The organism is Hymenobacter ruricola (assembly GCF_015694525.1).
Classification (GTDB): domain Bacteria; phylum Bacteroidota; class Bacteroidia; order Cytophagales; family Hymenobacteraceae; genus Hymenobacter; species Hymenobacter ruricola.
This window is the reverse complement of the sequence record NZ_JADQDM010000002.1, coordinates 275,147-295,973: the sequence shown is the minus strand read 5'-3', so window position 1 is coordinate 295,973 and position 20,827 is coordinate 275,147. Positions and strand designations below refer to the sequence as shown.

Sequence of the window (20,827 nt, the reverse complement as noted above, 5' to 3'; positions counted from 1 at the left end):
GGTAATGCCCGACTTGCCACAATCCCGACTTATGGCTTCACCTCCAACCAGCCCCGAAACCGGCGGCCGTCGGTGTAGGTGATGTAGTAGTAATAGATGCCGCTGCTGCCCTGGCCCGGCCAGCGGAAGTCACGGTCAGCGGACTCGAATACCTGCTGGCCCCAGCGCGAGAATATCTTGACGCCGATGAATTGCGAGTCGCAGAAGTTGGGCGGCAATTCAGGCAGGCGAAACTCGTCGTTCTGCCGGTCGTTGTTGGGCGTGATGATGTTGTAGAGCTTCACGGCCACGGTGTCGGGGCTGTGCACCCGCAGGCGCACCTGCTGCTGCTGGGGCAGGGGCCGGCACGTGGCGTCGATGAGCTGAAACGTCACCACCAGGTCGCGGTGCAGGTTGGCGGCCGCGCAGCTCACGTCCCATTGAAACGTGCCGGAGGCCGCACCAGCTCCGTTCCGGGCGTCGAAGCGCATGCCCACGCTGCCCAGGTCCACGCCTTCGTTGCCGGCTCCGGTGTTGCCGGTGGCCAGCAGCGTCAGGCCGTCGCGGTCGGGGTCGAAGCCCGTGAAATGCGCCGTGTACTGCCGGCCCAGCGGCAGTTCCACCAGCGGCAAGTCCTGGCCCGGCTGTAGCGCCGGCAGGTCGGAGGCGAGGGTGGGCGGCCGGTTGCTGTAGCGCACCACCACGGGCACGCTCAGCGTGGCGGCCTGCTGGCCGTTGCAGGGCTGCGTGGCCGCCGCAAACTGAAAAGTAAACACCGAATCGGGCCCCACGGCCCGGCAGTCGACGCGCCAGGTGAACCGGCCGCGCTGCCCCGGGCTGGCGGCGCTCTGCGAGAGCGTGGCCCCCAGGCCCAGCGGGCTGAAACCCACGCCCGTCATTTCCAGCTGCACGGGGTCGTTGTCGGGGTCGGTGCCGGTCAGGTCGAAGCTAATCAGGTCGCCGATGCGCGCGCGCAGCGGCAGGGCGGGGCCCGCGGTGCTGGTGAGCAGGGGCGGGGAGTTGGGCGGCGGCACTGCCGTGAAAGCCACCCGCACGGTGTCGCGCCGGGGCAGGCTGCAGCCGTCGTCGCCCACCACCACGTCCAGCAGAAACACCTTGCCGCGCGTGTTCAGGCATTCCGGAAAGCAGAGCGTGGCCGTGAGCGTATCGGGCATGCCCACCCCGTGCACCGTGCCGCTGAACGCCGTGCTGAAACTGGGTAGCAAGCCCGAAAAATTCACCGGGCTGAGCGAGAGCGTGAGCCGGGAGTTGAGGTCGGGGTCGGTGAAGCGCAGGCGCACGCAGTGGTTGCTGCCCGGCACCAGCTTCAGCGTGTCGCGGCCCGGGCGGTAGCGCACCGAGCCCGTGGGGGCCGGCAGCAGCGCCAGGCTAGGCTTGCTGTTGGTGGGGCAGTTGATGACCATGAGCTGAAAGTCGCGGCGGGCTTCGCCAATTTTTTCGCCCCGCCGGTATTCCGAGCAGCGCACCCCAAACACGAACAGGCCCAGGTCGGTGGGCCGCACGGTGAGGCGGCCGGTGGCGCGGTTGATGCTCAGCGTGGGCGCGCCCAAAATCTGGTTGAGCGTGCCCAGCCCCGCGTTCCAGGTGATGGGCGCGTAGGGGGCGGGCTCGGCCGCAGCGGGCTTGGGAGTGTTGGTGTTGGCGTGGCCATTGAGGGGCGTCACCAGGTCGTACACCAGCGAGTCGCCGTCGGCATCCTGCCCGCCGAAGTCGTAGTAAAACAGCTCGCCGCGGCAGGCGTAGTCGGCCAGGGGCGGGAAGATGCGCGGCGTCGAGTCGTAGAACGGGGCGCCGCGGCGCACCACCGCCGGAAATTCGAGGTAAAAGGCCTGGGCCGCGTTGCCAGGCCCCACAATGTTGCTGATGCTGTTGTTGCGGCAGCAGCGCTCCACCGCCACGTAGTAGCCCAGCAGGTTGTTGTAGGTGCCGGCCGCGAGGGTAATGGCTTTGCTGTAAACCAGCTTGCGGGTGCTGAGGGTGGCGTCGGCGCAGGCGGGGTTGGTGTAGTTGACGAAGGTATTGCTGGTGAGGGGCAGCACCACGTTGGCCATTCGCTGGTTGTTGGCCTTGTCGAAAATGGAGGCCGTCAGGTCGGCGTCGAGGGCGCTGGCGCTGCCGTGCACGGCGTCAAAATACAGGTTGAGCTGCAGCGTGTACGAATCGCCCGAGTTGTGCACCAGTTCCATCTCGCCGCCCACGATGTGCGTGGCCCGGGCCGGGCCGGCCAGTGCCAGCAGCCCGACAAGCAGCAGCAAAACCAGCCGCGCCGCACCCCGCAAACGAAGGCAAAAAGACATGGGTAGCGGGAAAAGCGTAAAAATTTCTAATTAAAGTCGAAATATACGGCCGCCTCCACCAACTTCCGGCCCAGCCGCGCCGTTTGCCAACGGGCCGCTTTGCCGTACCTTCGGAAGGCCAACGCCCGGTTGGCTAACCACCCTTTCACTTAAAATGTTACCGCCCTTTCCCGTATGCGTTTATTTCTATACGCTCTCGTAATCAGCCAACTTTTTGCGGGCACGCTGCCAGCGGCCGCCCAGTCGGCCCAGCGCACGGCCGGCTCGGCCCTCGACCTGAACGCTGGCCGCCTGTGCGCCGCCAGCCGCGTTAAAGTCGCGGCACGCACGGCTACGGCTTCCATTCGCCACCGCGCCAAAATGGAGCGCTACGACGTGAAGTACTACAAGCTGGACGTGGCGATGGAAAATACCTCGCTGAACGTGGCCGGCATGGTGTGGATGCGCGTGCTGGTGCGCGGCGCGCAGGCCCTCGATTCGCTGGCGTTTGAGCTGTACCAGGCGCCGGTGGGCTCGCCCGCGGGCACGCCCACGCTCCTCGTCGACTCGGTGGTGGTGAACGGGCGCCGCGCCACCGGGCTGCGCCGCATCGGCAACGACGCCACGGCCGGCCTGGCCCAGCCCGTGGCGGCCGGCACCCTCGCCGACGCCCGCATCTACTACCACGGCACGGCCCCCAGCGGCAATTCGGCCGCCATTGGCAACGCCCTGAGCAACACCAATACCGTGCACCTGGACACCTACACCAACGCGCCCTCCTTCGCCTACAACATCACGTGGTCCTTGTCGGAGCCCTTCGCGGCCCACGAGTGGTTTCCGTGCAAGCAGGTACTCACCGACAAAGCCGACTCTTCGGACGTGTGGGTAACTACCACCTTGCCCAACAAAGTGGGCTCCAACGGCGTGCTGGTGCGCACCGTGCCGCTGGCCAACAACAAGGTGCGCTACGAATGGAAGGAGCGCCACCCCATCGACTATTACCTGATTTCGGTGACGGTGGCGCCGTTTGTGGAATACGTCACCACGGCCCACCCCGCGGGCGGGCCGGCCGTCCCCATCGTCAACTACGTCTACAACCAGAGCTACTTAAATTACTGGCAGTCCGACATCAACCTGACGGCTGGCTTCATCGAAAACTACTCGACCCTGGCCGGCCTCTACCCGTTTGCCAACGAGAAGTACGGCCACACCACGGTGCCCATCTACGGTGGCATGGAACACCAGACCATGACCTCGCAGGACGGCTTCGAGTTCACCCTCACGGCCCACGAGCTGTTTCACCAGTGGTTCGGCGACAACGTGACTTGCGCCAGCTGGGAAGACATCTGGCTGAACGAAAGCTTTGCCTCCTACGGCGAGTACCTGTCGCTACAGGCGTTCGGCCAGCCGGGCGACGCCCGCAATTGGATGAACAACGCCCACGCCTACGCCCAAGCCTCTTCGGGCAGCATTTACGTGGCCGACACCACCAACGTCAACCGCATTTTCGATTATTACCTGACCTACAAGAAGGGCGCGGGCGTGGTGCACATGCTGCGCTACCTGCTCAACGACGACACCAAATTCTTCCGGGCCTTGCGCACCTACCAAAACCAGTTCCGGGGCTCCACGGCCCGCACCGCCGACCTGCAGCGCGTGTTCGAGGCCGAAGCCGGCCGGCCGCTGGGCTATTTCTTCCAACAGTGGTTCCGGGGCCGCGGCTACCCCACCTTCAACGGCCGCTGGAACCAGGGCGGCAGCAACTTCGTGCTGCGCGTGACCGAAACCGCCTCCGTTCCGGGCACCACGCCGTTCTTTGAAACCGACGTCGACTACCGCCTCACGTTCTCGAACGGCACCACCCAGACCGTGCGCCTGCACCAGGCCAACCCCACCGAAAACTACCTGCTCACCGTGAGCGGCACCGTGACCAGCGTCGCCGTCGACCCCGACCAGTGGATACTGGACTTGCCGGGGCCGGCGCCGGTGCGCGACAACACCCTGCTGGCCTCCCGCGACGCGGCCACCGCCCCCGTGCTCACGCTCTACCCCAACCCCTGCCGCGACCAACTCCAACTGCCCGACTTTGGGGCTGCCACCGCGCAGGTGCTGGATGCCACGGGCCGCGTGGTGCTGCGCCAGGCCGTGCCCGCGGCCCAGCCGCAACTCGATACCCGCGCGCTGGCGTCAGGCCTCTACCAGTTGCGCCTGTTTGCAGCCGGCGGCCAGCTGCTGGGGCAGGGCCGCTTTGTGCGTGAATAAATTACCACGTGACTGAACAGGCATAAAAAAGGAAGCCGGCCACTAGTGCCGGCTTCCTTTTTTATGCCTGTCGAATAAATCTTAAAAAGAGTCGTGGTATTCTCCGATGCGGGCCTGGGTCGCCGGGTCGGCGGGCGGGGCATCCAGCAGGGTTTTCAACAGCTCTTCAAACGAGCGCGCCGGCGTGAAGCACGGGTCAAGCACGGCGTTGGTGGCGAGGCGGATGAAGAAGGGCTGGCCGTTCAGCGCCACCAGGTCGATGGTGATGAGGCCGAAGCGCTGGTTGCAGTGGCCGGTTTTGGGGCAGTCGGTGGGGTTGGGCTTGAAGAGCTGCTTGAGCGTGGCTTCGGTGTGGCCGCCGCGGCGTTGCACGCCGCGGTCGGCGCAGGCGCGGTGGTAGCCCAGGGCCAGCACCCGCTCGCCGAGGTGCTCATAGAAATGCCGGAAGTTGCCGGGCCCGATGCTGTCGTCAAAAAACAGCAGCACGCCCTGGCGGCCGTGTTCCCGCAGCGGCTCCACGCGCAGGCCGCGGCAGCCGCCGGCGCCGCCTTTGCGCAGGTGGTAGGCTTTGTAGTACGGCCCGAGCCAGTTCAGAAACACACGCTGCTCCACCCAGCGGGCGTGGCGCCGGGCCTGGCCCGGCGTCAGCTTCACCGAGCGCCAAGCGCCCGCAGCTTTCGCCCGGGGGCGGAACAGTTTCTGGAGGAAATCGAACAAGGGGCGGCAGGTTAATGGTGTCGAAACACCCGGTTGGGCAAATAGTTTCGGCGGCCGCGGCACGGTTGGGGCCACGGCTGGGCCGGTTTCGGCCGGCGCTTGCCGATATCGTGCCACATGCAAAAGCCGGCCCCGAAGGAAGCCGGCTTTGGCGGTTGGTAAGGGGCAAACTGAGCGGCGGCGCTTACTTCACCCGCGTCCAGGTCTGCGATTTGCCGATGAGCGAGAAGCCGATGTAGCCCTTCACTTCCATGGTGTTGGCGTTTTCCATCTTCATGTAGCAGGAGTAGGTCTTGCCGCTTTCGGGGTCGTAGATTTTGCCGTCGTCCCACTTGTTGTCGTCGTCGTACTTGAAGCCCTGCATGAACACGAGGCCCAGGCGGGGGCGGCTGCGCAGCTTGGGGTCGGGGTTCTGCGAGTCGGTTTTGGGCTTGCCGGTGGCCGGGTCGTTGGGCACGGTCAGGGTCACGATTTTGCCGCACAGCTTGTCGCCGCACTTGTATATCTCAAACGTGGCCTTCTTCTCGGCGTTGGTCCAAATGCCCAGCGGCGACATGGTTTGGGCCGACGCCATGCGGGTGAGGCCCAACACGAGGGCAACGAGCAGGAGCAGTGTTTTTTTCATTGTTGAAATGGGCAATGGATGGGTTTGGAGGGAAAAGGTAAGCAAAAAATTTCCGGAGGGCCCGCCGGGCACGTTTGCGCCTGGCAATAGGCAAGTTTACGGCCAACTTCCATTCGGCCCCGCAGCGGGCAATTCTTCATCATAAGCGCTAAAATAAATAGCACTGTAAATCAGCCTGCAAGCCCTGTCAAGCCCCTATTTCTGCAAAATTTAGCCGGTAAATTTTGAACCTTACGGCCCGCTATTAACTTTACCGCTCAGTAGTGAGTGCTACGGCCTTGCTCAAGCAGCCCTAAGGTGCTGGGCCGCGCGAGCAAGTGTTATGTCGAACGTAAAGAAAGGAGGTACAAAATGTCTAGTAGTCCCAACCAAATCCTGCCATGCCTGTCGAATGTCGTACGCTTCACCGCAGTACGCGCCTAACAACAGCTTCGTGGGGCAGCTCCTAAGGCTTCCCACATTCGGCCAGGTCTTACTGTAAGAAGTGGACGCCGGAACTGTACCCCAGTTTCGCCGCTTGGTAAGATTTGAAGGATTAGATGCCCGGTTTGCCCAGTCGCCCTTTAGTGGGACGGCAGAGGCAGGCCGGGCATCGCTGCGTTCGGGCCGACTGGGCTGGCTCAGTGGCTGGTATTCTTTTTAGCGCTGGTGAGGGTGCTTTTGATGGCGCTTTGGGGTCTGGCGGCCGGTGCCTTCTGCTTCGGCACTGGTTTTTTGGCAGCGGGCTTTCTGGGCGCTGGCTTTTTTGCGATGGTCTTCCTGGCCGTTGAATGCACCGCCACTTTCCGGGTGGCCAGCTTCTTCGGTAGGGCCGCCAACTCGGGCGCTGCTTCCACCGCCACCTTGCGCGTGGGCAAGGGCGCTACGGGCGGCGCGGCCAAGGGCTTGGCAGCGGGCGTTTTGGCCGCCGCCGCCGCCTTGCCGCCCAGCACGCGGCGCACCTGCATAAAGCGCCGCTCGTAGTCGGAGCCTTCCACCTGGCTCACCTTCACGAAGGGCTCGCGGCGCGAGGACGAGGCGTGCACGAAACGCAGCGGTTTCTCGCCCCGCGGCGAGATGACGATGCCGGCGTGTCCGGGCGTAGTGCTGGGGTTGGCCGTGCCCGTAAACACCACAATGTCGCCGGGCTGGGCTTCTTCGCGGGCCACGGGCTGGCCCACGTCGATGAGCAGGGCCGTGGAATGCGGCACGGCCACCCCGAAATGCGCAAACGTGTACATGATGAACCCCGAGCAGTCGAACCCGGTGAGGGGCGACACGCCGGCAAATACATACGGCGTGCCCCGCTGCGCCAGCCCGAAGGCCACCACGCTGTCGGCACGGGCCAGCAGGGCCGGGGCCGGTTCTTCGCGCAAGGCGGCAAACGAGGGAGCCATGGGCGCGGCGCGGGGCGGGGCCGGGCGTGCGGCGGGGCCGGGGGCCCGGTTCAGCCGGGGCAACACCAGGGCCATGGCCGCAATCAGCCCCACAAAAACCAGCCAGACAATGCGCATAAGGTAAAATGGATAAAGCCAGGGGCACAACTAAGCGCCACCATTGAGCCTAACGGTGCGCCCGCCCCGTAGGTTGAACCGCGGCGACCGGCGTACGTTTGTGCTCGTCTTTCCATCCAAACCGTATTCATGCCCAGAAATTCCACCTTGTTGCTTTGCCAGGCCGCGGCGGCCCTGTTGCTGGCCGGCCCGGCCGTGGCCGCCACCCCGCCCGCCGCCGCGGCGCCCACCCTGCGCTACAGTCTCTCGATGCCGGCGCCCCAAACGCATTATTTTGAAGTGAAAATGGAGTTGGGCGGCTTCCCGGCCGAGTACACCGACGTGAAAATGCCGGTGTGGGCACCGGGCTCGTACCTGGTGCGCGAGTTTTCGAAAAACGTGGAGGGCTTCCAGGCCCGCACGGCCGGCGGGCAAGCCCTGGCGGTGGAAAAGCTCTCCAAAAACACGTGGCGGGTGCGCCACCCCAAGCAAGCTAATTTTCAGGTGAGCTACCGCGTGTACGCGTTTGAGCTGAGCGTGCGCACCTCGTTCATCGACGCCGACCACGGCTACCTCAACGGCAGCAGCGTGTTCATGTACCCGGCCGACAACAAGATGCTGGGCAGCACCGTGGCCGTGCAGCCCGCCGCCGGCTGGGCCACCGTGAGCACGGCCCTGCGCCCGGCCGCAGGCGGCGCCAAGTTCACCTACCGAGCCGCCAGCTACGACGAGCTGGCCGACTCGCCAATGGAAATCGGCAACCACAAAGTGCTGGAATTCATCGCCAACGGCACCCCGCACCAGGTGGCCATGTATGGCACTTATCAGGCCGACGACGCCAAAATAGCGGCCGATATGAAGAAGGTAGTGGAGGAAGCGCACCGCGTGGTGGGCCAGAACCCGCTGGACCACTACCTGTTCATCGTGCACAACCTGGAGCGCGGCGGCGGCGGGCTGGAGCACCTGTACTCGACCACCCTGGAGGTGGGCCGCACCACTTACAACACCGACGCGGGCATGAAATCCTTTCTGGGCCTGGTAGCGCACGAGTATTTCCACCTCTGGAACGTGAAGCGCATTCGGCCCAAGGCCCTGGGGCCGTTCAACTACGACGAGGAAAACTACACCAATATGCTGTGGGTGAGCGAGGGCATGACCGAATACTACTCCAAGCAAATCCTGGCGCGGGCGGGCGTGCTCTCGCGCGAGGAGTACCTGGGCAAGCTGGCCAACGCCATCGGCGAGGTCGAAAACACGCCCGGCAATCGCATCCAGTCGGCCGCCGAGTCGAGCTTTGACGCCTGGATTAAGTACTACCGGCCCAACGAAAACGCCGTCAACACCCAAATCAGCTACTACTCCAAAGGCGACCTCATCGGCACCTGGCTCGACCTGAACATCGCCGAAGCCACCAAAGGCCAGAAGCACCTCGACGACGTGTTCCGGCTGCTCTACGACACCTATTACAAGAAAGCCGGCCGTGGCTTCACCGACCAGGAATACCAGGACGCCGTGGCCACGGTGGCCGGCCGGCGCTTCGATGAGTTCTTCAAAAACAGCGTGTACGGTACCAAACCCATTGATTACGCCACGGCCCTGGGCTACGCGGGCCTGACGCTGACCAAAGCGCCGCTGACTACCAACGGCACGCTGGGCGCCAACTTTTCGAACCGCACCGGCAAGCTGCTCGTGGCGCAGGTGCTACGCGACGGCGCCGCCTGGAACGCCGGCCTGAACGTGAACGACGAAGTCCTGCTCATCAACGGCGCGGCGCCCAGCGAAGAAAGCGTGAAGTCGCTGGTGAGCGGCTCGGTGGGCAACGAGGTGGCCCTGCAAGTGCGCCGCGACGGCCTCCCGCGCGACCTGAAACTCAAGATGCAGGCCAGCCCGGACGTGAAGTACCAGATTCAGCCCGTGGCCAGCCCCACGGCAGCGCAGCAGCAGGTGCTGGCCCGCTGGCTGGGCAAGTAACGAATATCAAGTCAAACCAAAAGTCAAACCAAAAAAACACTCCTGGACGTTTCCAGGAGTGTTTTTTATAAAAGGAAGTAGCGCTGTAGCGGGTTAGGAGCCACGCACTATATTTTCCAAAGGCTGCCGCATTTTCTGACAATGGCAACTTTAAACCCAATGGGCAGGGGCAGCGCGTTCACTACCGAATGCGTGGTGAACTTGGCCAAGCCACGCCAACTGACCAGGTAAGCGGCATTGGTGGCTTCCAGCGAATTGGTGGGCAGTTGGATGTCGAACAGGTTATGCAGTGTCAAACTGTTTTGGACCCACCTGTCCATTTTTTCCTGCCACTCGTCCAACGGAATGGTCTTTCGATTCACAATTTCGGGGAGGCTTTCTGCCAGAAAGGGCAGCACGGCCCACCTGGGTTTGAACCCAGTTGATTTCGAGGCGGCCGGATTATTTAACTGGCTGAAGCGAATAAACTTTTCTTTTAGCAAATGTTTTACCGTCCGTTTGGTGAGGGTTTCATAGGTATAGAACATAGTATCCAGGTGCCCGAAATCAGGATGGAGTAACAGGTACTCTCCGTGCGGTTGGTAAATGCCCTGAAACACCGGCCAGGCAATTTTGGCATAACACAGCAGGCACGCTTTGTTCATGAGCTCGGTTTTGGCTCTTTTGTCGAGCAACCGGCTTTTCTCAATTCTGTCCATTAATTGCTTGAGCGAGAGCACAATCAAATTAACGTGATTGAGCACGGAGTCTTTGATATAGCCGTCGATGCCGTCGTAATTGAACAGCGCGTCGACTCCTTCAAACAAAACCCCGTTGTCGTTCTGAGCCAACGTTATTTCCCGTTTGCGGTACTGAATGCTATTGATGTCTTCTAGCACGTCCGCGTAGAGCTTGTTGATTTGGGCCCTCTCGGTTTCCTTGAGTTGGGTGCGGTAAGTGTAGTAGATAAAGTAAAGCCCAATGGCGGTGACAATGGGGCCGAGTACACCGCCGTAAAAGCCGCCTATATCTGCTAAAACTTCGGTAAGCGTGGTATTGACATGTGGGATTAAGTCACTTAGAAATGTGGTTTGCAGAAATAGCTCGTAAATACAGAAGGGCGCTGCTATGAGCAGGAGCAAGGTGGATACGTGTAGCAGTGTGGCAGCCAATTTCTTGACCAAGCTACTGATGAAGTCGTTGTTGCTCATGAAAATTATAGCTGATTCACAATAATAAATAGTAGAATTTATACCAGCTGCTACGCTGAACGCGTGAGACTCCAAACGAAAAGGGCCGTCCGGTTGGACGGCCCTTTTCGTTTGGAGTCTCACGCGTTCAGCCGCTTTCGCAAAAAAGAAGCCACCATCGAGTCATGCACCCGCGGCTCAGCCGCTACTTAATCCGCTTCAGCGCCACCTCCCGCACCGGCGCAATCACCAGCGGCACTTTCTCCACTTTCACCGACGACGTATCCAGCCCAAAGTACTGGTCTTCGGAGGCGATGAACTGGCGGATGTAGAAGTAGGCCTGCATCACGAGCTTCTCCAGCGTCGGGAAGTCGTTTTCGATGCTCAGGAACTTCTCCAGCACCACGAAGCGGAAGTCGCCGGTGACGTGCTGCTTGCTCAGAGACTCGTAGCGCGAGGTGATGTCCACTTCCTTGTTGCGCACCAGGTCCTCAATCACCTTGCGGAAGTAGAGGTTGATGCGCTGCTGCACCCGGAAGCCCAGCCGGAAATTAATGCGGAAAACGTCGTCTTTGGCTACTTCTGTCACCTTATACTCCATGGTGTAGGGCTCATCGGTGGTATCCACGTGAATAAACCAGTAGATGTCGGCCCGCTTGGGGCGCTTCTGGAAGATGGAGTAGATGATTTTCTGCTCGATTTCGGAGCTGCGCTCGGCCGAGGTCAGGAACACCAAATGCGTGGAATACTTGGGGATGGAGTCGTCGTCGCTGAGCTGCTTGAGGGCGTCCACGTAGGGCTCCAGCCGCACAAACTCCGTGAGGCGGCGCTTGATGTAGAAGGCCTTGAGCCACACGTACATCACGCCCATGAGCGTGCCCCCGATGGCCAGCGACACCCAGCCGCCGTGCGGAAACTTAATCATGTTGGCCACCAGGAAGGAGCCTTCGATGAGCCCGTACACCACCGCAAACAGCACAATCAGCGGCAGGGCCACTTTCTTCATGCGCAGCCACATGCAGAGCAACACGGTGGTCATCAGCATGGTGAGCGTGATGGCCAGGCCGTAGGCCGCTTCCATATTGGTCGATTCCTGGAAGTAAAGCACCACCCCGATGCAGCCCAGCAGCAGCAGCCGGTTCATGCTGGGCACAAAGAGCTGGCCCTTTACGTCGGTGGGGTAGTTGAGCTTCACTTTGGGCCACATATTCAGCCGGATGGCCTCGGCTACCAGCGTAAACGAGCCCGTGATGAGGGCCTGCGAGGCAATGATGGCCGCGATGGTGGCGATGCTAATGCCAATGAGCAGAAACCACTGCGGCATGAGGGCATAGAACGGGTTGCGGCCGTCCAGCTTCTCGCCGAGGTGCTGCAGCAGCCAGGCGCCCTGGCCCAGGTAGTTGAGCAGCAGCGTGGTTTTTACAAAAGTCCAGCTGATGCGAATGTTGCCCTTGCCGCAGTGGCCCAGGTCCGAATACAGCGCCTCGGCCCCCGTGGTGCACAGAAACACCGACCCCAGCAGCCAGAAACCGCTCGGGTAGCGCACCAGCAAATCGTAGGCGTAGTAGGGGTTAAAGGCCTTGACGATGCCGGGGTTCTGCACTATCCAGAGCACGCCCAGCACGCCCAGCATGGTGAACCACAGCAGCATGATGGGCCCAAACGCCTTGCCCACTATCTGCGTGCCAAAGCTCTGGAGCAAAAACAGGCCCGCAATGATGCCGATAACAATGTAAACGACAATGGTTTGTGTAAGCTGCGGAAAGACGTTCTTGAGCCCTTCCACCGCCGACGACACCGAGATGGGCGGCGTAATCACGCCGTCGGCCAGCAGGGCCGAGCCGCCGATGATGGCCACGGCCGAGAGCCAGGCCCCGCGCCGCCGCACCAGCGCATACAGCGAGAAAATGCCGCCCTCGCCGTTGTTGTCCGCGTTCAGCGTGAGCAGCACGTATTTGACGGTGGTTTGGAGGGTGAGCGTCCAAATAACGCAGGAAATGGCCCCCAGCACCAGATGCTCGTCAATGCGGTCGGGCACGACGGCGCCTTTTAGGATGGACGACATCACGTAGAGCGGCGAGGTGCCGATGTCCCCGTAAATAATGCCTAGCGCAATGAGGAGCCCCGCCCCGGAAATGGCGGTGTGCGAATGTTTGGAATCCATGATACTGATAACGAATAGCCGCGGCCGGTGGCCTCCAACTGAATTACGGCGCGCGAAGGTAACAGGCAAGCCGCCGGAGTACGCTTGCGGCAGTGCTGCACGGAGAGCCTACGGGTTGGGGCTCAAGGAATTATTATTTCCGTGCTCCGCGGCATGGGCGGCCTCCTGCGCAGCCAGGGCCGCCTGCCGCATGGCTTCATCGGCGGCGGCCAGCACGGCGGCGGCCTCGCGGGCGGCGTGGTCGTGCAGGCGGAAGATGCGCCGGTTTACCTCGGCCGTGAAGCGCTGCCAGGGCGGTGTTTCGCCGGGCAGGGCAAAATTGACGGCTTCGCGGCCCAGCCGGTGCAGGCGCAGGCGGTTGGTGCCGCGGTGCCCGTAGGCCAGCAGCAGCGCCGTGAGGGCCATGCCGAACATGGCCGGGCCGGTGCGCAGCCAGTTTTGCAAAAAGGCAATCATGACGGCCGCCAGCCCCAAGGCGCCCAGCAAATACCACAGTATCCACTTCACGGGCGCCACCTCGGCGCGCTCCAGCTCCAGGAGCAGAAACCCCTGGCCGCGCACGCTCAGCGTGGTGTCGGTGAGGGTGACGCGGCCATCCTCGCTGACGAGGGGCGGGAGCGAAGGCAACGGCCGCAACTGCACCTCTGCCGGTTGTGGGGCATAGACGGGGGTATGGGCTGCCGGTTCGGACGGCGCCGTTAGCAAAGCGGCCCCGGAAACGGGTTCCGGGGCCACGGGGGGCTGGTCAGCGGGGGGCTGGGCTTCGAGGTCGTTCATGGGCTCAGAAACAGCCGGTTGGGTGGTGCTGGGCCGGTGCCACACGGGCACGGCCGTAGTCGTCGGGGCGAAACCGATAGTTGGTTTCGCCCCGACGGTCCCTCAGTTGTTCACTTTCAGGAGTTCCACGTCGAAAATCAGGGCCGTGTCGCCGGGAATGTCGCGGCCGGCGCCGCGCTTGCCGTAAGCCAGGTCCGACGGGATGTAGAGGCGGTACTTCGAGCCTTCGCCCATGAGCTGCAGGGCCTCGGTCCAGCCGGCAATCACACCGTTGACGGGGAAGGTGGCGGGCTGGCCGCGCTGGTAGCTGCTGTCGAACACCTTGCCGTTAATCAGGGTGCCGTGGTAGTGCGTGGTCACCGACGAGCGCAGGGTGGGCTTTTTGCCGCTGCCTTCGGTCAGCACTTCGTACTGCAGGCCGCTGGGCAGGGTGTGCACGCCGGGCTTCTGGGCGTTTTCGGCGAGGAAGGCTTCGCCTTCGGCTTTGTTGTTGTTCATAGTATTGGGGTCTTGGGTGTCATCTTCGTCTTCAGCGCCGCCCATTTGCTCTTGCAATTGTTGCATGGCGGCCTGCATTTGCTCCTGGGTGAGGCGGCTGGGGAGGCCCTGGAGGCCTTCTTTGAGGGCGCCGGCCAGCGTGTCAATGTCCAGGTCGAGGCCTTGCTGGGCAAAGTTGCGGGCCAAGTCGCGGCCAATGATGTAGCTCACCTGAGCTTGGTGGGAATCGAGATTCATGGACAGGTAAAGGGGGAATGATGCAGTGAGTTTTCCTGGCCAAGGCAGGCACTGCCGGTGAAAGAATAGCTGCACGGGTTACGCCGTTGCCGGGCCAAAGTTCCAAAAGCCGGGCCGAACCGGTGCCGTCGGTCGCAATGGCCGGATGCGCAACAAAGAAGCCCGGCGTTCGGGCCGGGCTTTTCTTGAAATAGGGGGCGCAGGAGGCTGCCTCGCGGCAAATTCCGGTTAGCAGTAGTGGTGCTGGTCGTCGTCGCCGTCGAAGAAGAACGTCAGGTCCAGGTCGGCCAGTTTGGCAGCCAGGTAGCTTACGCCGCCCAACAGCAGCAGGGAAGAGAAGGAGAGGGCAGTGGTCTTTTTCATAATAATGGGCGGAACAGCCTGGTGGCAATTCTGACGCAAAGATACGCACGGAAAAAGTAAAATGTTATGCATGCAGCATAAAATTCGATGGGATGGGACGAAAGAGAATGGAAAAGCGACGTTTTCAAATATATGCGGGCAGGCAATCACAGACTTTTGCTAAGTCACCTTAACGGCTTATTACGCATGGAGCTTCGCATTCAGAATCTATCCAAGACTTACGGCAACGGCGTGCGCGCCCTGCACAACGTCACGCTGACCATCCCGAACGGCATGTTCGGCCTGCTCGGACCCAACGGCGCCGGCAAGTCCAGCCTCATGCGCACCATTGCCACGCTGCAGGAGCCCGACGCCGGCAGCATTACCCTGGGCAATATTGACGTCCTGACGCAGAAAGAAGCCGTGCGCAAGGTGCTGGGCTACCTGCCCCAGGAATTTGGCCTGTACCCGAGCATTTCGGCCGAAGTATTGCTCGATTATTTCGCCGGACTCAAGGGCATTCGCGATGCCAGGGAGCGCAAGCTGGCGGTAGAAAGCCTGTTGCAGCAAACCAACCTGTGGGCGGCCCGCAAAAAGGCCGTGGGCGGCTACTCAGGCGGCATGCGGCAGCGCTTCGGCATTGCGGTGGCCTTGCTGGGCTCGCCGCAGCTCATCATCGTGGACGAACCCACGGCCGGCCTCGACCCCACCGAGCGCAACCGCTTCCTGGATTTGCTGAGCGAGATAGGCGAGAACGTGGTGGTGATTCTCAGCACGCACATCGTGGAAGACGTGACCGAGCTGTGCCCCAACATGGCCATCATCGCCGGGGGCGAAGTGGTGTCCACTGGCTCGCCCAACGACGTGATTGGCGAAATCCGGGGCAAGGTGTACCGCACCAAGACCGAGAAGGCGGCGCTGGCGCAGCTCAAGTCCGAATACGAGGTGATTTCCTCAAAGCTGGTGGCGGGGCAGCCCATCGTGCGGGTGTTCAGCGAGCAGCCCATCAACGGGCAGTTCCAGCCGGCCGAGGCCACGCTGGAAGACGTGTATTTCCACCGGCTGGCGCGGCGGGAGAAGGCAAGTGCGGTTTGATTCAACACGGTCATGTCGAGCTGGTCGAGACATCTCGCGTGCTGAAAGTAAAATCCTTTGATTGGATTACGGCTGCACGCGAGATGTCTCGACCAACTCGACATGACGTTCTTTTAAAGGCATTTAACACGGCGTCTTATGTTCGCACACATCTTCGGCTTTGAGCTGCGCTACCGGTTCACGCAGCCCAGCACTTACTTGTATTTCGGCGTGTTTGCGCTGTTCGGGTTTTTGTCGCAAACGGTGGAAGACTTTGGCTTTGCCAGCGCCAAGGTGCACGTCAACGCGCCCGATGCGTTGGCGCAACTGCACTTCATTGCTTCCATTCTGGGCATGTTTGTGACGGCGGCCATCCTGGGCACGCCCATTTACCGCGACGACAAGGACGGCATGACGGGCCTGGTGTACACCACTTCCCTCACCAAGCCGGCCTACCTGAGCGGGCGGTTTCTGGGGTCGCTGCTGGCCATCTGGTTCATCATGAGCGGCATTTCGGTGGGGGCGCTGCTGGGCATGCTCATGCCGTGGGTGGAGGCCACCAAGCTGGGCCCGGTGATGCCGCTGGCGCTGCTGGCGCCGCTGGTATTCGGGGCCTGGGTGAATGCGCTGTTTGCGGGCTGCATCTTTTTCGCGGCCTACCTGTTGTTTCGCTCGCCGCTGGTGGTGTACCTGGGCGGCGTTGCGCTGTTTGTGCTCTACCAGGTATCGACGTCCTTTTCGAGCCGCGTCAGCAGCGACCACCTGTTTGCTCAGCTCGACCCGTTTGGATTGGCGGCCAAGAACATTGACGCCAACTATTGGACCATTGCGGAGCGCAACACCAAAGTGCTGAATTATTTCGGCGGCGAAGTGCTGCAGAACCGGCTGATGTGGGGCAGCATCGGGCTGCTGATTCTGTTTGCCGGCTGCGCCTTTTTCCGGCTGGGCCAGGCCAAAACCAGGGTGAAAAAGGTGGCCTCCGAAGCCGCGCCGGCCGCCGTGGCTTCGGCCGGGCTGCGCCGCTCGCCGCAGGAGTTCGGCCGCGGGCTGGGGTGGTGGCAACTGCGGCAGCTCACCAAAGTACAGTTTCTGAACGTGGTACGGGCCTGGCCGTTTCGGGTGCTGGCTTTCCTGGGCATCGTGTTCGTGCTCTTCAACGCCTATTACACCTATCAGGACCCGCGCGGCATTCAGATGCCGGTGACTTACCTGATTCTGAAGCTGCTGAACGACAACTACACGCTGTTTTCGCTGCTCATCGTCACCATTTACGCTGGCGAGCTGGTGTGGCGGGAGCGCGACACCAAGCTGCAGCTGGTGTTCGACGCGCTGCCATTTTCGACCTGGGTGCCGTTTTTGAGTAAGCTACTGGCGCTGCTGGCCGTGCAGGTGCTGCTCACGCTGGTGATGGACGGCGTGGGCATCGCCATCCAGCTTTACCGGGCCCCGGCGTTGGTCGAGCCCCTGCTGTACCTCAAGGATTTTGCTTTGCAAGTGGCCAACCTGACTGTGCTCTGCACCCTGGCCATGACCGTGCAAACGGTGGCCAACAACAAGTACGTGGGCCACGCCCTGATGATGGTGTACTACGGCGTGGTGTTTCTGCTGGCCGATGCGCTGGGCCTGCACCACGGCCTGCTCAAGTTTGGCGCCGCCGTGCCCTACACGTACTCCGACATGAACGGCTACGGGCATATGGTGGCGCCGCTGCTGGCCATCAACGCCTACTACCTGGCCGGCGCGCTGGTGCTGGTGCTGCTGGCGGGCCTGCTGTGGGTGCGCGGCACCGACACCGACCTGCGCGCCCGCGGCCGGCTGTTTGGGCAGCGGCTGCGCACGCCCGGCATGCGCCCGGCCCTGGCGGTGGGGCTGGTGCTGCTGTTCGTGGCCGGCGGCTGGGTGTTTTACAACGCCAACATTCTCAACGAATACGTGACGCCGAAGGGCCTCGAAGCCCGGCAGGCTAATGCGGAAAAGAATTACAAGCGCTACGAAAATCTGCTACAGCCCAAGATTGTGGCCGTTTCGCTGAACGCCGACCTGTACCCCACGGCCAGCCCGCGCGGCTACCGCATGCGGGGCGCTTACACGCTGCGCAACAAGGCCAGCCGGACCCTGGACACGCTGTTTATCAGCTACGACGCCAACCGCAGCATCCGGAACCAGCTCACGCTGAGCCGGGCGGCCACGGTGCTGCACGACGACCCCGAGGCCGGCGTGCGCCTCTACCGCTTGGCGCAGCCCCTGGCGCCCGGCGACTCGCTCGACCTGCGTTTCGATGTTTCGTACCGCGCCCAGGGCTTCACCTCGCGCCTGAAAGGCAACGGCGTATTCGACTGGGCCAACATCTCGCCCGAAGACCGGCTGACGGCCAACGGCACCTTCCTCAACGACCCCGGCCTACACGTGGGCTACCAGCGGGGCAATGAGATGGAGGAAGACGACGTGCGCAAGCGCAACGGCTTGCAGCCCAAAGAGCGCGCCCGCAAGCTCGACGACCCGCGCGGCCGCAACGAAGCCGATTTTGGGCCCGACGGCGACTATGTGCGCTACCAGGCCACCGTCAGCACCGACCCCGACCAGATTGCCATCACGCCCGGCTACCTGCAGAAAGAGTGGCGGCAAAACGGCCGCCGCTACTTCCGCTACCGCATGGACCAGCCCATGATGCCCATGATTTCGGTGCTCTCGGCCCGCTACCAGGTGCACCGCGAACAGTGGCAAAACCCGGCCGGCGGCCCGCCCGTGGCCATCGAAATCTACCACGACCCCAAGCACGCCTACAACGTGAAACGCATGGCCGAGGCCCTGCGCAAGGCCCTGCCGTATTACACGGCCGCCTTCGGGCCCTACCAGTACCGCCAGATTCGGGTGCTGGAGTTTCCGCGCTACAAGGCCTTCGCCCAGAGCTTCCCCAACACGGTGCCCTTCTCGGAAAGTGCGGGCTTTATCGACGACCTGCGCGACCCTACGAAGCCCGATTTGGCCTTTTTCATCACCAGCCACGAGCTGGCCCACCAGTGGTGGGGGCACCAGGTGGTGGGCGCCAACGTGCAGGGCAGCAGCATGCTCGTGGAGTCGCTGGCCGAGTATTCGGCCATCATGACGGCCAAGCACGAGTTCACGCCCGCGAAGATGCAGCAGTTCATGCGCCGCGAGCTGGACAACTACCTGCGCGGCCGCCGCCAGGAGCGCAAAAAGGAGCAGCCGCTGATGCTCTGCGAGTCGCAGCCCTACATCCACTACTACAAGGGCGGGATGGTGTTTTATGCCCTGCAGGACTACATCGGCGAGGACAAGCTGAACGGCGCGCTGCGGGCCTTCCTCGATAAAAACCGCTACCAGACCCGCCCGTACCCGAACTCGGCCGACCTGATGGCCTACCTGCACCGGGCCACGCCCGACTCGCTGCAGTACCTGCTGCACGACATGTTCGAGACCATCACGCTCTACAAAAACGAGCTGAAAACCGCCACCTACACCCCGCGCCCCGATGGCAAATTCGACGTCAACCTCACCATCAAGGCCGAAAAGCTGCGCGCCGACAGCCTGGGCAACGAGAAATCCATCGCCATGGCCGACTACATCGACCTCGGCGTGTTCGGGCCCGACAAATCGGCGGGCGAAGCCTGGGACGTGCGCGGCAAGCCGCTGTTTCTGAAAAAGGTGAAGCTCACCAAGCCGGAAACCACGCTGCATTTCGTGGTGAATGAAAAGCCCGCCAAAGCCGGCGTCGACCCGTACCAGAAGCTGATTGAGCGGTATTACTACGACAACGTGAAGCCGTTGGATGAGCAAAAAGCTGGCTTGAAGCCCGTGGCGGCGAAGTAGCCTGTAGCGTGGACTCTGCGAGTCCGCGTTTCGCGAGGTCGAGCCTGCCCGGACTCGCAGACGCTACAGCCCGAAACCCGCCACTTCCCGCACCGCGCCCGGCGCCAAATCCCCCAGCCGGATTTCGCCCACCCGCACGCGCACCAGCCGCAGCGTGGGAAAACCCACGGCGGCCGTCATCTTGCGGATTTGGCGGTACTTGCCTTCCGTGACGGTGATGGACACCCAGGAGGTGGGGCCGTGCCGGTCGTCGCGGATTTTGCGGGTGCGCGGGGCGAAAGCGGGGGCGGGCTCCAGGCGGCGGGCGGCGCAGGGGCTGGTGATGTACTTCACGCCGTGAATGCCGATTTCGACGCCGGTTTGCAATTGCTGGATGGCGGCGTCGGTAATCAGGCCGTCGACTTGGGCGTAGTATTCTTTCTCCACTTTTTTGCTGCGCACCTGCTCGCTCACGTGGCCGTCGGTGGTGAGCAGAAGCAGGCCTTCGCTGTCCTCGTCGAGCCGGCCAATGGCCATGATGCCCTCGGGAAAATCGTGGAATTCACCCAGCTTTTTCTTCTTGGCCTCGCCCGCAAACTGGCTGAGGTAGCCGTAGGGCTTGTGGATGAGGAAATGACGGTGCTCCATAAAAAACGCGGCGACAACTCAGCGGACGGGGTTTTCGGCCAGCACCAGCAGCGAGTAGCCGCCCAGCAGCTTGCTGCACAGCCGCGGGCTGAGGGCGTAGAGCGCCCGCCGCAGCAGGTGCGTAATTTTCACCTTCGTGGTCCAGCGCTTGTAGCGCGGCTCGGTGTACAGGGTGCCCAGCACCCGAAAGCCGTAATCGGCCAGCACGCTGAGAATGAAATCCTCGGTAAAATTGTGGATGTGGCCCACGCGCGCCTTCGATTCGATGAGTATTTGTTCGCGCAGCAGCGACCACAAACTCAGGTCCAGCGGAATGTGGAACACGGTGTGGCGGCCGGCGCCGGCAATGCCCTCCAGGAACTGGAAGTAATTGGGCAGGTGCTCGATGACGTCGATGACCAGCAGCAAATCGTAGGGCTCGGCCACGGACTGGGCCGTGAGGTCGCGCAGAGCAAATCGGATGCGGTCGGTTTGCTTGCGCTGCGCAATGGCCAGGGCATCTTCCGAAATGTCGAAGCCGGTGAAGGTGCTGCCGGGCAGCTGCGCGGCCAACTGCACCAGCACCTCGCCGCTGCCGCAGCCCACTTCGCACACGGTGGCCTGCGGCACGGGGTGGCGCCCCAGCAGCCGCCGGATGCGCTCGGCTTTGAACGGGGCGTCCTCCTCGTGCCAGGTGGGGTTGTTGGCCAGGTAGGTGCGGTCGTTGTAAATGTCCTGCATGGCGCAGCGCGGAGAAGAAAGGCCGGTCAGATAATTCCGCAAACTTACGGCCGCCGTTTCATGCG

At 62.4% G+C, this 20,827-nt stretch carries 15 protein-coding genes; 4 read left to right on the top strand and 11 right to left on the bottom strand.

The features are described 5' to 3' along the window. Nucleotides 1–29: 29 nt before the first annotated feature. Entirely contained in the window at nucleotides 30–2,297 is a 2,268-nt protein-coding gene (locus tag I2H31_RS05295) for a T9SS type B sorting domain-containing protein (RefSeq protein WP_196291961.1), read from the bottom strand. A gap of 174 nt (nucleotides 2,298–2,471) precedes the next feature. On the opposite strand from I2H31_RS05295, the gene I2H31_RS05290 reads away from it, so the two are divergent. Continuing rightward, entirely contained in the window at nucleotides 2,472–4,538 is a 2,067-nt protein-coding gene (locus I2H31_RS05290) for a M1 family aminopeptidase (RefSeq protein ID WP_196291960.1), read from the top strand. An 81-nt stretch (nucleotides 4,539–4,619) separates the two neighbouring features. Here I2H31_RS05290 and I2H31_RS05285 read toward each other — a convergent pair whose 3' ends face one another. From I2H31_RS05285 to I2H31_RS05275, 3 genes are all read right to left on the bottom strand, one after another. Continuing rightward, nucleotides 4,620–5,255 (bottom strand): hypothetical protein, encoded by a 636-nt coding sequence (locus tag I2H31_RS05285; protein WP_196291959.1) that lies wholly within the window; start codon nucleotides 5,253–5,255, stop codon nucleotides 4,620–4,622. A 184-nt stretch (nucleotides 5,256–5,439) separates the two neighbouring features. Continuing rightward, a complete protein-coding gene (locus I2H31_RS05280; protein WP_196291958.1) occupies nucleotides 5,440–5,880 on the bottom strand; it encodes a DUF2147 domain-containing protein in 441 nt (146 codons plus the stop codon). 620 nt (nucleotides 5,881–6,500) lie between these two features. Next, on the bottom strand, nucleotides 6,501–7,373 hold the full coding sequence (locus tag I2H31_RS05275) for a C40 family peptidase (RefSeq protein WP_196291957.1): 873 nt from the start codon (nucleotides 7,371–7,373) through the stop codon (nucleotides 6,501–6,503). A gap of 129 nt (nucleotides 7,374–7,502) precedes the next feature. On the opposite strand from I2H31_RS05275, the gene I2H31_RS05270 reads away from it, so the two are divergent. Then, nucleotides 7,503–9,323, top strand: a complete 1,821-nt coding sequence (locus I2H31_RS05270) for a M61 family metallopeptidase (RefSeq protein ID WP_230687487.1) — start codon at nucleotides 7,503–7,505, stop codon at nucleotides 9,321–9,323. A gap of 107 nt (nucleotides 9,324–9,430) precedes the next feature. Here the strand turns inward: I2H31_RS05270 and I2H31_RS05265 are convergent, their stop codons facing one another. The 5 genes from I2H31_RS05265 to I2H31_RS25450 form a co-directional block, all read right to left on the bottom strand. Further along, nucleotides 9,431–10,513, bottom strand: coding sequence for a hypothetical protein (locus I2H31_RS05265; protein WP_196291956.1), 1,083 nt, complete (start codon nucleotides 10,511–10,513; stop codon nucleotides 9,431–9,433). A 184-nt stretch (nucleotides 10,514–10,697) separates the two neighbouring features. Next, the gene (locus tag I2H31_RS05260; RefSeq protein WP_196291955.1) at nucleotides 10,698–12,656 is read right to left on the bottom strand and encodes a KUP/HAK/KT family potassium transporter; all 1,959 of its coding nucleotides are present in this window, start codon (nucleotides 12,654–12,656) and stop codon (nucleotides 10,698–10,700) included. A 108-nt stretch (nucleotides 12,657–12,764) separates the two neighbouring features. Beyond that, complete coding sequence (locus I2H31_RS05255) at nucleotides 12,765–13,433, bottom strand: hypothetical protein (protein WP_196291954.1); 669 nt, start codon at nucleotides 13,431–13,433, stop codon at nucleotides 12,765–12,767. 102 nt (nucleotides 13,434–13,535) lie between these two features. Beyond that, nucleotides 13,536–14,168: an FKBP-type peptidyl-prolyl cis-trans isomerase gene (locus I2H31_RS05250; RefSeq protein ID WP_196291953.1), complete on the bottom strand. Its 633-nt coding sequence runs from the start codon at nucleotides 14,166–14,168 to the stop codon at nucleotides 13,536–13,538. Between the two features lie 228 nt (nucleotides 14,169–14,396). Further along, nucleotides 14,397–14,531 (bottom strand): hypothetical protein, encoded by a 135-nt coding sequence (locus tag I2H31_RS25450; RefSeq protein WP_262489791.1) that lies wholly within the window; start codon nucleotides 14,529–14,531, stop codon nucleotides 14,397–14,399. Nucleotides 14,532–14,717: 186 nt separating this feature from the next. On the opposite strand from I2H31_RS25450, the gene I2H31_RS05245 reads away from it, so the two are divergent. Beyond that, complete coding sequence (locus I2H31_RS05245; protein ID WP_196291952.1) at nucleotides 14,718–15,605, top strand: ABC transporter ATP-binding protein; 888 nt, start codon at nucleotides 14,718–14,720, stop codon at nucleotides 15,603–15,605. A 138-nt stretch (nucleotides 15,606–15,743) separates the two neighbouring features. Beyond that, nucleotides 15,744–19,415: an ABC transporter permease/M1 family aminopeptidase gene (locus tag I2H31_RS05240; protein WP_196291951.1), complete on the top strand. Its 3,672-nt coding sequence runs from the start codon at nucleotides 15,744–15,746 to the stop codon at nucleotides 19,413–19,415. Between the two features lie 63 nt (nucleotides 19,416–19,478). Here I2H31_RS05240 and I2H31_RS05235 read toward each other — a convergent pair whose 3' ends face one another. Next, nucleotides 19,479–20,042, bottom strand: a complete 564-nt coding sequence (locus I2H31_RS05235; RefSeq protein WP_196291950.1) for a pseudouridine synthase — start codon at nucleotides 20,040–20,042, stop codon at nucleotides 19,479–19,481. Between the two features lie 18 nt (nucleotides 20,043–20,060). Further along, nucleotides 20,061–20,762: a class I SAM-dependent methyltransferase gene (locus I2H31_RS05230; protein ID WP_196291949.1), complete on the bottom strand. Its 702-nt coding sequence runs from the start codon at nucleotides 20,760–20,762 to the stop codon at nucleotides 20,061–20,063. Between the last annotated feature and the right edge of the window lie 65 nt (nucleotides 20,763–20,827).

Excerpts from the sequence above, each read along its gene's own strand:
- I2H31_RS05270 (WP_230687487.1), top strand. The coding sequence starts at position 7,503 with ATGCCCAGAAATTCCACCTTGTTGCTTTGCCAGGCCGCGGCGGCCCTG.
- I2H31_RS05250 (WP_196291953.1), bottom strand. The coding sequence starts at position 14,168 with ATGAATCTCGATTCCCACCAAGCTCAGGTGAGCTACATCATTGGCCGC.
- I2H31_RS05245 (WP_196291952.1), top strand. The coding sequence starts at position 14,718 with ATGGAGCTTCGCATTCAGAATCTATCCAAGACTTACGGCAACGGCGTG.
- I2H31_RS05235 (WP_196291950.1), bottom strand. The coding sequence starts at position 20,042 with ATGGAGCACCGTCATTTCCTCATCCACAAGCCCTACGGCTACCTCAGC.
- I2H31_RS05290 (WP_196291960.1), top strand. The coding sequence starts at position 2,472 with ATGCGTTTATTTCTATACGCTCTCGTAATCAGCCAACTTTTTGCGGGC.
- I2H31_RS25450 (WP_262489791.1), bottom strand. The coding sequence starts at position 14,531 with ATGAAAAAGACCACTGCCCTCTCCTTCTCTTCCCTGCTGCTGTTGGGC.
- I2H31_RS05240 (WP_196291951.1), top strand. The coding sequence starts at position 15,744 with ATGTTCGCACACATCTTCGGCTTTGAGCTGCGCTACCGGTTCACGCAG.
- I2H31_RS05275 (WP_196291957.1), bottom strand. The coding sequence starts at position 7,373 with ATGCGCATTGTCTGGCTGGTTTTTGTGGGGCTGATTGCGGCCATGGCC.
- I2H31_RS05280 (WP_196291958.1), bottom strand. The coding sequence starts at position 5,880 with ATGAAAAAAACACTGCTCCTGCTCGTTGCCCTCGTGTTGGGCCTCACC.
- I2H31_RS05255 (WP_196291954.1), bottom strand. The coding sequence starts at position 13,433 with ATGAACGACCTCGAAGCCCAGCCCCCCGCTGACCAGCCCCCCGTGGCC.
- I2H31_RS05230 (WP_196291949.1), bottom strand. The coding sequence starts at position 20,762 with ATGCAGGACATTTACAACGACCGCACCTACCTGGCCAACAACCCCACC.
- I2H31_RS05265 (WP_196291956.1), bottom strand. The coding sequence starts at position 10,513 with ATGAGCAACAACGACTTCATCAGTAGCTTGGTCAAGAAATTGGCTGCC.
- I2H31_RS05295 (WP_196291961.1), bottom strand. The coding sequence starts at position 2,297 with ATGTCTTTTTGCCTTCGTTTGCGGGGTGCGGCGCGGCTGGTTTTGCTG.
- I2H31_RS05260 (WP_196291955.1), bottom strand. The coding sequence starts at position 12,656 with ATGGATTCCAAACATTCGCACACCGCCATTTCCGGGGCGGGGCTCCTC.